Source organism: Streptomyces mashuensis, assembly GCF_014654785.1.
In the GTDB taxonomy this organism is placed as follows: Bacteria; Actinomycetota; Actinomycetes; order Streptomycetales; family Streptomycetaceae; genus Streptomyces; species Streptomyces mashuensis.
The window spans coordinates 57595-70146 of record NZ_BNBD01000004.1 but is presented as its reverse complement, the minus strand read 5'-3'; the positions used below and the strand labels follow the sequence as shown (position 1 = coordinate 70146).

Sequence of the window (12552 nt, the reverse complement as noted above, 5' to 3'; positions counted from 1 at the left end):
TTCGTACCGGGCCCTCGGTGTTTTCCGGGGCCCGGTCCGTCGGTCAGTGGCCGTTGCCGAGCGCGAGCTCCTCGGCCAGGGTCCGCCACAGTGCGCGTGGCGGCTCGGTGGTCCGCGGGTCGCCCTCCGGGACGACCTGGAGCGCCACGTGGTCGGCGCCCGCCGCGAGGAACGCGTCCACGCGGGCCCGTACCGCCTCGCCGTCGCCGAGCGCGAAGAGCGCCTCGACCAGGCGGTCGCTGCCGTCGCCGGCGAAGTCGTCCTCGGTGAAGCCCAGCCGCAGCAGGTTGTTCCGGTAGTTGGGCATGGGCAGGTAGAAGCCGAGGTAGGCGCGGGCGCGTTCGCGGGCGCGCGCCGGGTCGGTGTCGAGGACGACCTTCAGCTCGGGCGCGAGCAGCGGGCCCTCGCCGAGGCGTTCGCGGGCCTGTGCGGTGTGCTCGGCGGTCACGAGGTACGGCAGGGCGCCGGCCGCCCGGTCGCGGGCGAGCTCCAGCATCTTCGGGCCGAGCGCCGCCAGCAGCCGCTGCCCGGCCGGCAGCGGTACGGGTGCGGCGTCGAGCGCGTCGAGGTAGCGCCGCATGGTCGTGTACGGGCGCGCGTAGTCCTTGGCGAGATGGGAGTGGCTCGCGCCCAGGCCGAGGAGGAAGCGTTCGCGCTGCCCGGCCGGCAGTGCCGCGACGCCGGCGGCGACGGCCGGGGCCTCGTGGTCCCAGATGCTGAGGATGCTGGTCCCGACGGTGACCCGGGTCGTGGCCTCCAGCAAGGGGGCGATCTGCTCCAGCGAGGGGTTGCCGCCGACCCACAGCGCGCCGTAACCCAGCTCCTCCAACTCCGCTGCCGCCTCGCGCACTTCGCCGACCCGCGAGGCGTCGTCCGCGCGCAGGCCGACGGCCCAGAGCCCGATGGTGCCGAGCCGGGACGCGAGCGTGCGCCCCGTTGCTTCGTGATCTTCGCTCATGCCCCGGTCAACCGGAGGTCTCGTCCGCTTATTCCCTGTCCGCAGTCCTGAGGCGGCCCCGAATCCGTTGATCGAAAAAAGTCTTGTACGGCGTACAGGGACTCTTGTACGGTGTACGACGCCAGCTCGGCCATACACCGTAGAAGAGCTGTAGAAGACCCGTAGAAAACCAAGGGGGACCCCTCATGCCGTCGACCACCGCCGGATCACCACCCGCCACCTCCGGCCCGGCCTCCGACCCCACCGCGCCGGAACCGCACCCGCACCCGCACCGCAACCCCACCCGGTGGCTCGTCCTCGGCGTCATCTGCCTCGCCCAGCTGACCGTCCTGCTGGACAACACGATCCTCACGGTCGCCGTCCCCTCCCTCACCAAGGAGATGGGCGCGACCACCGCGGACGTCCAGTGGATGCTCAACGCCTACTCGCTGGTGCAGGCGGGCCTGCTGCTCGCGGCCGGCAACGCCGCCGACCGCTACGGCCGCAAGAAGCTGCTCGCCCTCGGCCTCGCCCTCTTCGGCGCCGGCTCGCTCGTCGCCGCGCTGTCGCAGACCACCGGCCAGCTGATCGCCGCACGGGCCGGCATGGGCGTCGGCGGCGCCCTCCTGATGACCACCACGCTCGCCGTCGTCGTGCAGATATTCGACGACGAGGAGCGGCCCAAGGCCATCGGCCTGTGGGGCGCGGTCGGTTCGCTCGGCTTCGCCGCCGGCCCGCTCATCGGCGGCAGCCTGCTCAACCACTTCTGGTGGGGCTCGGTCTTCCTCATCAACCTGCCCGTCGCGGTGATCGGCCTGCTCGCCGTCCTCAAGTGGGTGCCCGAGTCGAAGAACGGCACCGGCGACCGGCCCGACCTGGTCGGCGCCCTGCTCTCCACCCTCGGCATGACCGGCGTCGTCTTCGCGATCATCTCCGGCCCCGGCCACGGCTGGACCTCCGGCCGCGTGCTCGGCTCCGGCATCACCGGCCTCGTCGTCCTCGCCGTCTTCGCCGTGTGGGAGAGCCGCTTCCCGTACCCGATGCTCGACATGCACTTCTTCCGCCACAGCCGGTTCGTCGCCGCGGTCGCGGGCGGCATCCTCGTGGCGTTCGGCATGGGCGGCTCGTTCTTCCTCCTCACCCAGCACCTCCAGCTCGTGCTGCACTACGACCCGCTCCAGACCGGCCTGCGCATGACGCCGCTCGCGCTCGTCATCGTCGTCCTCAACCTCACCGGCGTCGGCGCCCGGCTGATGGGCAAGGTCGGCGCACCGGCCGCCATCGCGGGCGGCATGACCCTGCTCGCCGCGGGCCTCGCGATGATCGCCCTGCTCGGCGCGCACGGCTACGGCGGCATGCTGGCCGGCCTGATCGTCATGGGCGCCGGCCTCGCGCTCTCCATGCCCGCCATGGCCAACGCCATCATGTCGGCCATCCCGCCGGAGAAGGCCGGCGTGGGCGCCGGCGTCAACGGCACGCTCCAGGAGTGCGGCAACGGCCTCGGCGTCGCCGTCCTCGGCGCCGTCCTCAACTCCCGCTTCGCCTCGCTCCTGCCCGCCGTCGCCACCGGCGCCGGCTCCCTGCCCGCCGCGCTCCAGCTCACCCGCACGCCCGGCGAGCGCGCGGCCGTCCAGGACGCCTTCGCCTCCGGCGTGCAGTCCGGCCAGCTGGTGGGCGCCGCGGCCGTCCTGGCCGGCGGCCTCGTCTCCGGCCTGCTGCTGCGCCGCGCGGAGCGGTCGGCCCGGCAGTCCGCCGCGTAGCGACGGCTGCATAGCATTCGACACGTATGCGCAGGGAAGACGGCGCAGGGAAGACGGCGCAGTGAAGAGGGAGAGCGCGCACATGGCGAGCGGCGGTCGCAAGGGCACCCCCCGCACCAGCGTCTGGCTGGCCGGCAAGGACGAGGCGCCGCGGCGCAGGGCGGAGGGCGCGCCCGGCGAGGGCGGGCTCGACCTGCCGCGGATCGTGGCGACCACGGTGCGCATGCTGGACGCGGAGGGCCTGGCCAAGTTCTCCATGCGCAAGCTCGCCGCGGAGCTGGGCGTGACCGCCATGTCGGTCTACTGGTACGTCAAGACCAAGGACGACCTCCTCGAGTACGCCGTCGACGAGGTCTGGGCCGAGCTGGACGTGCCGGACCCGGCCGAGGAGGGCGCCGACTGGCGCGACCAGCTCCGCGCCATGGCCGTCACCTACCGCCGCGTCCTGGTCGCCCACCCGTGGGTGCCGCAGCTGCTGTCCCGCTACTTCAACATGGGTCCGAAGGCGCTGCGCTTCTCCGACACGCTGCTCGCCGTGATGCGCCGCTCCGGTGTGCGCCCCGCGGAGCTGACCGGCTCCCTCGGCGCGCTCTTCCAGTTCGTGTACGGCTTCGCGTCGCTGGAGAGCCTCCACCGGGCCCGGGTGCGGGAGGAGGGCATGGACCTGGACGAGTACTACGAGAAGGCCAAGGACCTCGTCCTCAGCAGCCCGGAGATCACCCGGACCGTGCCCGAGGCGGTGGAGCTGGTCGAGGCCCGCGAGGGCGAGCCGATCGAGGAGCTGTGGCAGCGCGACTTCGAGCTCGGTCTCGAGACGGTCATCGCCGGCATCGAGGTCATGCGCGACCGCCACCGCGACAGTCCGCAGGCACCGCAGGCACCGTAGCCACCGCTGGAACGGTGGCACGACGAACGGCGCCGCCCCCCTTCTCGGGGGGCGGCGCCTTCGTCGTGTTCCCGGCCCCGGAGGGGTGCGCGCAGGGCCGTCCCCTGCCGTTTCGCGCACACCCCGCCGGGGCCGCTTCCGGTACCTGCCCGGCGCGCCTCCGCTCAGCGGCGTGCCGTGCTCCGTACCGGAGTCTCGGTGGTGGCGGTGGCCGGGGCGGCCGCCGCCGTGCTCTTCAGAGCGACCTCCTTGATGAACAGCGTCACCAGGAAGGCGATCAGCGCGCAGGGCGCCGCGTAGAGGAAGACGTCGCCGATGCCGTGGCCGTACGCGCTCTCGATCACGTCGCGGACCGGGGCCGGCAGCGCCTTCAGGTCGGGGATGCCCCCGCCGCTCGTCCCGCCGTGGCCCATGGCGGCGACCGCCTTCGGGCCGAGCTTCATCAGGCCGTCGCGGACGTAGTCCGGGACGCGGGTGGCGAGGACCGCGCCGAGCACCGAGACGCCCACCGCGCCGCCGAGCGAGCGGAAGAAGGTGACGACGGAGCTGGCGGCACCGAGGTCCTTGGGCTCGACCTGGTTCTGGGCGGCCAGCACCAGGTTCTGCATCATCATGCCGATGCCGAGACCGGTGAGGGCCATGAAGACGGCCAGGTGCCAGTACGGGGTGTCGTACCGCATGCCGCCCAGCAGGCCCAGGCCCGCCGTGAGCAGCACGCCACCGCTGAGCAGCCACGCCTTCCAGCGGCCGGTCTTGGTGATGACCTGGCCGGAGACCGTCGAGGAGACGAAGAGTCCGGCGATCATCGGGATGGTCAGCACGCCGGACATGGTCGGCGACTCGCCGCGGGCCAGCTGGAAGTACTGGGAGAAGAAGACGGTGCCGGCGAACATCGCCACGCCCACGAAGAGGCTGGCGAGCGCGGACAGCGCGATCGTCTTGTTGCGGAACAGCCGCAGCGGGATGATCGGTTCGGCCGCCTTGGACTCGGCCAGCACGAACAGCGCGGCGAGCAGCACCGAGCCGGCGACCATGACGCCGCTCTGCCAGGAGACCCAGTCGTAGTCCTTGCCCTTGCCGGCCCGGGTGACCCAGATCAGCAGCAGGGTGACGGAGGCGGTGATGAAGAACGCGCCGAGCCAGTCGACCTTGACGTCGCGCTTCACCACGGGCAGCTTCAGGGTCTTCTGCAGCACGACCAGCGCGATGATCGCGAAGGGCACGCCGACGTAGAAGCACCAGCGCCAGCCGAGCCAGTCGGTGTCGGTGATGACGCCGCCCAGCAGCGGGCCGCCGACGGTGGCGACGGCGAAGGTCGCACCGAGGTAGCCGGAGTAACGGCCGCGCTCACGCGGGGAGATCATGGCCGCCATGACGATCTGGGCGAGCGCGGAGAGACCGCCCACGCCGATGCCCTGGACGACGCGGCAGGCGATGAGCATGCCGGTGTTCTGGGACAGGCCGGCGACCACGGAACCGGCCACGTAGATCACCAGGGACAGCTGGACCAGCAGCTTCTTGCTGAACAGGTCGGACAGCTTGCCCCACAGCGGGGTGGAGGCGGTCATCGCCAGCAGCGAGGCGGTGACGACCCAGGTGTAGGAGGACTGGCTGCCGTGCAGGTCGTGGATGATCTCCGGCAGCGCGTTCGAGACGATCGTCGAGGAGAGGATCGCGACGAACATGCCGAGCAGCAGGCCCGAGAGGGCCTCCATTATCTGGCGGTGCGACATCGGGGCGGCCTCGCCGGCGGTGGAGGCGTCCCGCACACCGGCTGGTGTGGTCTTGGCCATGGACGTCCTTTCAGGTGGGGGGTTACGCGGGTGTACGGGGGGTGGTGGGCCGGGAAGCGTCCCGGTGCGCCGGCACGGCCGCCCGGGGGCGGCACTCGCCGAAGTCCTCGCGCAGCCTGCGGAGCAGCGCGTTGAGGCGGGTGACGTCGTCGTCGGACCAGTCGTGCAGACAGGCGGCGAGCGCGTCGGTGTAACGGGCGGAGACCTCTCCCAGCTGCGCGTCGCCCGAGGGCGTGAGGCGCAGCAGCCGGCCCCGCTTGTCCAGCGGGTCGGGGTGCCGCTCGATCCAGCCGCGCTCGGCCGCGTACGCGACGTGCCGGCTGGTCACGGAGGCGTCGATGCCCAGCAGCTCGCCGAGCTTGCTCATGCGCATCTCGCCGTGCTGGGAGAGCAGCGCGAGGAGGATCGCCGTGGCGGGTGAGCAGTCCTGGGGAAGGACCCGGCTCAGGCCGCGCTTGACGGCGCCGATGGCGCTGAGCTGGCGGGCCAGCTCCTCGTACTGCTCCTGTGCGGCCATCGGCCGGGACTCCTTGCTGCACGCCGGAAACGGTTGTTGTTGCTTAGGGCAACCATAGGAAGATTGGTTGCTGAAGGCAAACGAAATCGGGCATTCGGTGGTAAAGGAAGCGCCAAGGGTTCCCCGGTGGTACGTAAAGATGCAGATCAGAGGTCTGGGGCCTGGGCCGGGGGCTCAGGGGGATGCCGCGGGCCAGACGTCGCGGGTCTCGATCCACCAGCCCGGCGGGACGCGCCAGGCGTCGACGCACACCGTCCAGCGCCCCTCGGCGGTGCCGCCGGGCGCGATGGGTACGGGCAGCGGGTGTACGGAGGGGAGGGTCGTCCAGTCGGTGCCCAGGGGGCCGAGGACGTGGGTGCCCAGGACGACGGAGCCGGCGGTGACCGCGCTGCGGCCGGTGTTGGTGAAGGTCACGGCGACCCGCTCGCACCAGGGCACGTCACCCGGTTCGGGCGGTACGCGGCGGGGCGGGCCCGCACGGAGGGCGGGGGACGGCGGGGGCGGTACGGACGTCGGCGGGGACGCTGCCGGTGGGCGCTGCGGAGTGCCGCCGCCCGGTGGGCCGCCGCCGCTTGTGGCGGGGCTCGGCCGCGACGGAGGGCCGCCCGGGACGGGTACGCCGGTCGTGCCGGCGGTACGGGGCGGGGCCGGGGCGCCCGGAGTATGGGGCGCGGGCGGCGCGGAAGCAGAGGGCCGGGGCGGGCCGGACGTGGGGCCGGGGCCTTGCGGGGCGCGGTGCGCCGACGCGTACGGGGAGGGGAGCGGGGTGAGAGGTGACGCCGGAGGGGCAGGGGGCGCGGCTCCGTCCAGCGGTACGAACCGTACGCCGCCGGTGGGCGGCACGGCTCCGTACGCCGGTCCGGGTGCGCCGGGACCGGCGGCCCCCGTGGCGATGCGGCCTTCCCGGTCGCCACCGCCGCAGCCGGTGATCACGGCACCCAGGCAGAGCACGACGGCAGAGGCGGAGACGATCGTCGTCCGGCGCAGTCGCATCGGCCCAGTGTTACTGACGGGTGGTCAGCTGTACACGGTCCTGCCGTCCGGCCGGCCGGTTGGCCGGTTTCGGTCGGCGCTCTCTCGTCGTTGTTCTCTCGTCGTTCTCTCGGCGATCTCTCGGCGATCTCTCGGCGTTCAGCCGGTTTCAGTCGGCGATGAGCCCTTCGCGCAGCTGGGCGAGGGTGCGCGTGAGGAGCCGGGAGACGTGCATCTGGGAGATGCCGACCTCCTCGCCGATCTGCGACTGGGTCATGTTGGCGAAGAACCGCAGCATGATGATCTGCCGCTCCCGGGGCGGCAGCTTGGCCAGCAGCGGCTTGAGCGACTCGCGGTACTCCACGCCTTCCAGCGCCGTGTCCTCGTACCCCAGCCGGTCGGCCAGCGAGCCCTCGCCGCCGTCGTCCTCGGGGGAGGGGGAGTCCAGCGAGCTGGCGGTGTAGGCGTTGCCCACGGCGAGGCCGTCGACCACGTCCTCCTCCGAGACGCCCAGGCACAGGGCCAGTTCGGGCACGGTGGGGGAGCGGTCGAGCTTCTGTGCGAGCTCGTCGCTGGCCTTGGTGAGGGCGAGCCGCAGCTCCTGGAGCCGGCGCGGCACGCGCACGGACCAGCTGGTGTCCCGGAAGAAGCGTTTGATCTCGCCGACGACGGTGGGCATGGCGAACGTCGGGAATTCCACGCCGCGTTCGCAGTCGAAACGGTCGATCGCCTTGATCAGCCCGATGGTGCCGACCTGCACGATGTCTTCCATCGGCTCGTTGCGGCTGCGGAAGCGGGCCGCCGCGTAGCGCACGAGGGGGAGGTTGAGCTCGATGAGGGTGTCACGGACGTACGTGCGCTCGGGGCTCCCGGGCTCCAGCGCGGCCAGCCGGAGGAAGAGGGAGCGGGAGAGGGTGCGGGTGTCGATGGCTTCGCAGTCGTCGAGCACGGCGTGCGGTGCGTCGTTGGCGAGCACCTTCGCGCTGCCCAGGTCTACGGACATGCCACCCCCTTGAGGTCGCGGACGGGTCACAGCGGGCGCCCCGGACGAGGGTACGGCCGGGGGCTTCGGCCCCCACCTGAATACCGGAGGCCGCGCTGCGGCAAACGCAGTTCCAGCAGAATGTCACATGTCGGCAACACGCTGTAGCGCCAAGTCGACTTATCTTCCCCCTGGCCCGGAGTGCGGGTCACCCGCAGGGGTTAGGCGTCGATTCGATTTGCGGAACGCAGGCGGGCGAAGCTCCGTGAGAGTAGCCGCGACACGTGCATTTGCGACACCCCCAGCTCCGCACTGATCTGCGACTGTGTCAGATTGCTGTAGTAGCGCAGCAGCAGGATGCGCTGTTCGCGCTCCGGCAGCTGTACGAGCAGGTGACGTACCAGGTCGCGGTGTTCCACCCCCGCCAGCGCGGGGTCCTCGTAGCCGAGCCGGTCCAGCAGTCCGGGCAGCCCGTCGCCCTCCTGGGCGGCCTCCAGCGAGGTGGCGTGGTAGGAGCGGCCGGCCTCGATGCAGGCCAGCACCTCCTCCTCGGGAATTTTCAGCCGTTCGGCGATCTCGGCGGTGGTCGGCGAGCGGCCGTGCAGCACGGTCAGGTCCTCCGTCGCGCCGTTGACCTGCACCCACAGCTCGTGGAGGCGGCGCGGGACGTGGACCGTGCGGACGTTGTCGCGGAAGTAGCGCTTGATCTCGCCGATCACCGTGGGCATGGCGAAGGTGGGGAACTGCACCCCGCGGTCGGGGTCGAAGCGGTCGATGGCGTTGATGAGGCCGATGGTGCCGACCTGCACCACGTCCTCCATGGGCTCGTTGCGGCTGCGAAAACGCGCCGCCGCGTACCGCACGAGCGGGAGGTTGGCTTCGATCAGGGCGGCGCGCACGCGGGCGTGCTCGGGGGTGCCCGGTTCGAGGGTGGCGAACTTCTTGAAGAGCACCTGGGTCAGCGCCCGGGCATCGGCACCACGGCCCTCGCGGGTGCGGGGGGCGGGGGCCTCGGGGGGCTCGGTGGCGTCCGGGGCGTTGTCCACGGCGGTGTCAGGGGCGGTGTCCGGGGCGGCGTCTGCGGCCTCCGTGGCCCCGGCGACGGGGGCGTCGTCCACGGAGGCGCAGACGTGCTCCACGGAGTCGCAGGCATGCTCCAGGGAGTCGCAGGCATGCTCCGCGGTGTCGCGGGCGTGCTCCGCGACACCGCCGGCGTCCTCGGCGCCGGAACCGTCGGTGTCCTCGGTCCGGTCCGGTTCCCCGGTGGGTCGTTCGCGCCGGAGGGGGGCTTCGGGCGCTGTACGGGCCGGCACGGTCACCACCCCTTCACTGGGCGAACTGATCCGGTCAAAAGCGGTCATAGCATCACAACACATGTCCACTGTGTGCAAGCACCGCAAAGTGCCGTGTTGGCCGTGCAAAAGACCCCCCACCGGGACGGTGGGGGGTGGTGGCGCGGGGCCTGGCGCGCGTGTCGCCGGAGGCGGCCGGAGCCGTCAGACCACGTAGTCGGCGATCACCCAGGTGGCGAATTCCCGCCACTGGCCGACGCCCGCCTGGTGGGCGGGGTGGTCCAGGTACCGCTGGAGCGCCTCGGTGTCGTCGACGGTGCAGTTGATGGCGTAGTCGTACGCGATGGGGCGGTCGGAGATGTTCCAGGCGCACTCCCAGGAGCGCAGCTCCGGAATGGCGCCCCCGAGCGCCTCGAACGCCGCGACGCCGGCGGCCACGCGCGGGTCGTCACGCGTGACGCCCTCGTTGAGCTTGAACAGGACGAGGTGGCGGATCACGGGCGGGGTCTCCGTTCCTGGGCGGGGCAGCTGACGCAGCGGATCAGCTGATGAGCTGGGTCATGAACTCGCCGATGCTGCCGGCGGCGTCGGAAATGCCCTGGAAGCCTATGTGCACCAGCTCGGCCGAGCGGCCCGGGGAGTGGATGATCGTGTACGCGACGAAGATGCCGAGCCCCCAGAGCACGACCTTCTTGGTCTCTATCTGCGCCATGTCGCCCTCGTCGTCCTCCACGACCGGATCCTGCGTCTGGAGGCGGAGTCTATCCGCGCAAACGCGCGAGCGAATGTTTGGCCGAATCGTGTCGCCGTGTCGGTCGGTGTGGGGGTCCTCACACCACCTTTAGGGACCTTCGGCCCTGGGGACGGGGCCCTTCGCCGGTCCCCGGCGGCGCCGCCGGAGCGGAGGATGGTGGTGAGCCGCCGGGTCTGGCAGGAATCCGGTGGCCCAGGACACGGGCGCCCGAGCGGGGTCCGGCCGCGCATCCCCCCGACCGCGGCCGGCACACGGGACCGTGTCCGCGCCGGGGGAGGAGGCTTGTCCCCCCGATGCCGCCTCCCCCGTCCTGCGCCTGCCGGAAGCCCCGGCTCCGGAGTTCGCGCGCACACGGCCCGGAGCCGGGGCTTCCGGCGTCCCGCACAGGTGATTCGGGCCCGTCGTCCGGGCACCACAAAGGCACACGGCGTACGACACACCACAGATGATGTGCCCGATGAGGGAGGGCGGTGAGGTTCGCCATGGGCGTGCACGAGCTCGCCTTCTCCCTGCGGGAACGCGTGGTGGGGGGAGCGGTCGTCGCGGAACTCCTCGGCGAAATCGACATCTTCGCCGAACAGACACTCGCCCCGCGCCTGGAGTCCCTGGCCACCCGCTGCCGCGGCGACCTGGTCGTGGACCTGCGCGGCGTGACGTTCCTGGACGCAAGCGGCATCCGCCTCCTGCTGCGCACGCACCTGCGCGCGACGGCCCGCGGGGCGCGCCTACGGGTGGTCCGCGGCGGCCCGATGGCGACGAAGGTGATCCGCATCGCGGGCGTGGAACAGGCATTCACCTGGCTGGACGCGTTCCCCCCGGTGGGGGTGGGGAGCGTACCGGCGTAACAGCCCCGGGTACTGCCCGTGGGGCCGCCTCCAGGCGTCGACGACGGCGCCGGGGCGGCCGCTTCGCGGCTGGGGATGGGGCTCCGCCGGCCGGGTCAGCGGTAGGCGGCGAGGAAAGCGCGGACGCCGGCCGTGGCGTAGTGGTCGAGTTCCGGCTGGGTGTGCTGCGGGCTGCCGTGGAACATGGCCTTGTTCACGGGGATCCACAGCAGCAGGCCGGAGAAGTGGTTCGCGGCGAGGGTCGCGTCGTCGATCCGCAGCAGGCCCTGGTCGGCCAGGTGCCGGAAGGTGTCGGCCAGGGTGGCCAGCACCCGCTCGAAGCCCTGCTCGTACCAGGCGGCGCCCAGCTCGGGGAAGCTGTCGGCGTTGGCGACGACGAGCCGCCGGAGCTGGAGCACCTGGGGGTGGGTCAGCGTGGTCAGGAACCGGTGGGCCAGCCGGACGAGGTTCTCCTCCAGCGAGGCGGCGTCGGCGGGGATGCCGGAGACCGCGTCGATCATGGCGTCGACCCGGTCGGTGGTGGCCATGACGATCTCGGCGAACAGGGTCTCCTTGTCCGCGAAGTGCTTGTACACCGTCTGCTTGGACACGGCGGCCAGCTTGGCGATGTCGTCCATGCTCGTGCGGGCGTAGCCCTTCTCCATGAACACCGCCGTGGCGGCCTCGATGATCGCCTGATGCTTGCGCGCGGATCGCCCGCCGGGCTCGTTCGCTTCCATGTCTCCTCCTCGGCTTGGCACCTGGGAGGCAACAGTACTGGACAGTCCAGTTCTGGGATGAGTACTGTACCGTCCAGTTCCCGGGCTGATGCCGGCCCGGGCATAGGGGGAGATCTTCATGACGCAGGCGATGGGCGCTCCGCTCACCAGCAGTTTTGTCCCGGCTCGGGTCTCGGCCCGCGCCCTGCTGGCCGCCGGGGCCGCGGCCGGCCCGCTGTTCCTGGGCGTAGGGGTGGCCGGGGGCCTCACCCGTGACGGCTTCGACTTCACCCGCAACGCCCTCAGCCAGCTGAGCCTCGGCTCGCCGGGCTGGATCCAGGTGGCGAACTTCCTGCTCACCGGCGTGCTGATCACCGCGGGCGCGGTGGGCGTCCGGCGAGCCATCGGGCGTGGCCCGGGCGGCACTTGGGCGCCGCGGCTGATCGGCGCCTTCGGCGCATCCTTCCTGGTCGCCGGGGTGTTCACCGCCGATCCGGGCGCGGGCTTCCCGGCCGGTACGCCGGACGGCCCGGGCGCGATGAGCGCGCACGGCGCCGTCCACATGCTCGCCGGCACGGCCGGCTACCTCGCGCTGTGCGCCGCGTTCCTCGTACTGGCCCGGCACTTCGCCGCCCACGGCCGCCGGGGCTGGGCCATGACCTGCCGCGTGGTGCCGGTGGGCGTCCTCGCCGGCTTCGCCGCCTCGGCCACCACGGTGGCGGCCTTCACCGCCGGAGCGGGCCTCGGCCTGCTCGCCCTGACGGCGGTCACCACCCGCCTGGCCGCCCCCGCCCGACCCACCATCCACATCCACCCGTACCGAGGACAGGAGCCCGCAGCATGACCGCACCGGTGAAAGGCCCCGCCAGCTACTTCCCGTCGATCGAGAAGAAGTACGGCCGCCCGATCGAGGAGTGGAAGACCCTGATCCGTACGTCGCCGCTGACCAAGCACATGGAGCTTGTCGCGTGGCTCAAGACCGAGCACGGCCTCGGCCACGGACACGCCAACGCCCTCGTCGCGCACACCCTCGCCGAACGCGCCTGAGTTCGATACCTCGTTGATCGCGTACCGGTGGTCCAGCCACCGACCGCGCCGGTTGTTGCTCAGCGGCCC

Annotated in this window: 14 protein-coding genes; 5 read left to right on the top strand and 9 right to left on the bottom strand. The window is 71.9% G+C overall.

Annotated elements, in window-relative coordinates; translation table 11 throughout:
• Positions 1-43 precede the first annotated feature (43 nt).
• A complete protein-coding gene (locus IE305_RS12030) occupies positions 44-958 on the bottom strand; it encodes an LLM class F420-dependent oxidoreductase (protein ID WP_190129539.1) in 915 nt (304 codons plus the stop codon).
• A gap of 185 nt (positions 959-1143) precedes the next feature.
• Here IE305_RS12030 and IE305_RS12025 point away from each other — a divergent pair, with 185 nt between their 5' ends.
• Together IE305_RS12025 and IE305_RS12020 are read left to right on the top strand one after the other, a co-directional pair.
• Positions 1144-2697 (top strand): MFS transporter, encoded by a 1554-nt coding sequence (locus tag IE305_RS12025; protein WP_190129538.1) that lies wholly within the window; start codon positions 1144-1146, stop codon positions 2695-2697.
• An 82-nt stretch (positions 2698-2779) separates the two neighbouring features.
• The gene (locus IE305_RS12020) at positions 2780-3583 is read left to right on the top strand and encodes a TetR/AcrR family transcriptional regulator (protein ID WP_190129537.1); all 804 of its coding nucleotides are present in this window, start codon (positions 2780-2782) and stop codon (positions 3581-3583) included.
• 164 nt (positions 3584-3747) lie between these two features.
• Here the strand turns inward: IE305_RS12020 and IE305_RS12015 are convergent, their stop codons facing one another.
• From IE305_RS12015 to IE305_RS11985, 7 genes are all read right to left on the bottom strand, one after another.
• Positions 3748-5316, bottom strand: coding sequence for an MDR family MFS transporter (locus IE305_RS12015; protein WP_506005202.1), 1569 nt, complete (start codon positions 5314-5316; stop codon positions 3748-3750).
• An 82-nt stretch (positions 5317-5398) separates the two neighbouring features.
• Complete coding sequence (locus IE305_RS12010) at positions 5399-5893, bottom strand: MarR family winged helix-turn-helix transcriptional regulator (protein ID WP_190129535.1); 495 nt, start codon at positions 5891-5893, stop codon at positions 5399-5401.
• Between the two features lie 174 nt (positions 5894-6067).
• Entirely contained in the window at positions 6068-6307 is a 240-nt protein-coding gene (locus tag IE305_RS32955) for a hypothetical protein (RefSeq protein WP_229890857.1), read from the bottom strand.
• 727 nt (positions 6308-7034) lie between these two features.
• Complete coding sequence (locus IE305_RS12000; RefSeq protein WP_190129533.1) at positions 7035-7868, bottom strand: RNA polymerase sigma factor SigF; 834 nt, start codon at positions 7866-7868, stop codon at positions 7035-7037.
• Between the two features lie 200 nt (positions 7869-8068).
• A complete protein-coding gene (locus IE305_RS11995; protein ID WP_190129860.1) occupies positions 8069-8893 on the bottom strand; it encodes an RNA polymerase sigma factor SigF in 825 nt (274 codons plus the stop codon).
• A 450-nt stretch (positions 8894-9343) separates the two neighbouring features.
• A complete protein-coding gene (locus IE305_RS11990) occupies positions 9344-9637 on the bottom strand; it encodes a Dabb family protein (RefSeq protein WP_190129532.1) in 294 nt (97 codons plus the stop codon).
• A 43-nt stretch (positions 9638-9680) separates the two neighbouring features.
• Complete coding sequence (locus IE305_RS11985; RefSeq protein WP_190129903.1) at positions 9681-9872, bottom strand: hypothetical protein; 192 nt, start codon at positions 9870-9872, stop codon at positions 9681-9683.
• Between the two features lie 491 nt (positions 9873-10363).
• Between IE305_RS11985 and IE305_RS11980 the strand changes: the two genes are divergently transcribed.
• Entirely contained in the window at positions 10364-10738 is a 375-nt protein-coding gene (locus IE305_RS11980) for an STAS domain-containing protein (RefSeq protein ID WP_190129531.1), read from the top strand.
• A gap of 95 nt (positions 10739-10833) precedes the next feature.
• Here the strand turns inward: IE305_RS11980 and IE305_RS11975 are convergent, their stop codons facing one another.
• Positions 10834-11457: a TetR/AcrR family transcriptional regulator gene (locus IE305_RS11975; protein WP_190129530.1), complete on the bottom strand. Its 624-nt coding sequence runs from the start codon at positions 11455-11457 to the stop codon at positions 10834-10836.
• A gap of 118 nt (positions 11458-11575) precedes the next feature.
• Between IE305_RS11975 and IE305_RS11970 the strand changes: the two genes are divergently transcribed.
• On the top strand, positions 11576-12280 hold the full coding sequence (locus tag IE305_RS11970; RefSeq protein WP_190129529.1) for a DUF998 domain-containing protein: 705 nt from the start codon (positions 11576-11578) through the stop codon (positions 12278-12280).
• Positions 12277-12483, top strand: coding sequence for a DUF4287 domain-containing protein (locus IE305_RS11965; RefSeq protein WP_190129528.1), 207 nt, complete (start codon positions 12277-12279; stop codon positions 12481-12483). The genes IE305_RS11970 and IE305_RS11965 overlap by 4 nt, the downstream gene beginning before the upstream one ends.
• Positions 12484-12552 lie beyond the last annotated feature (69 nt).

Coding starts and splice junctions, on each gene's coding strand:
- IE305_RS12025 (WP_190129538.1), top strand. CDS start 1,144: ATGCCGTCGACCACCGCCGGATCACCACCCGCCACCTCCGGCCCGGCC.
- IE305_RS11975 (WP_190129530.1), bottom strand. CDS start 11,457: ATGGAAGCGAACGAGCCCGGCGGGCGATCCGCGCGCAAGCATCAGGCG.
- IE305_RS12015 (WP_506005202.1), bottom strand. CDS start 5,316: ATGTCGCACCGCCAGATAATGGAGGCCCTCTCGGGCCTGCTGCTCGGC.
- IE305_RS12020 (WP_190129537.1), top strand. CDS start 2,780: ATGGCGAGCGGCGGTCGCAAGGGCACCCCCCGCACCAGCGTCTGGCTG.
- IE305_RS11970 (WP_190129529.1), top strand. CDS start 11,576: ATGACGCAGGCGATGGGCGCTCCGCTCACCAGCAGTTTTGTCCCGGCT.
- IE305_RS12030 (WP_190129539.1), bottom strand. CDS start 958: ATGAGCGAAGATCACGAAGCAACGGGGCGCACGCTCGCGTCCCGGCTC.
- IE305_RS11965 (WP_190129528.1), top strand. CDS start 12,277: ATGACCGCACCGGTGAAAGGCCCCGCCAGCTACTTCCCGTCGATCGAG.
- IE305_RS12000 (WP_190129533.1), bottom strand. CDS start 7,868: ATGTCCGTAGACCTGGGCAGCGCGAAGGTGCTCGCCAACGACGCACCG.
- IE305_RS12010 (WP_190129535.1), bottom strand. CDS start 5,893: ATGGCCGCACAGGAGCAGTACGAGGAGCTGGCCCGCCAGCTCAGCGCC.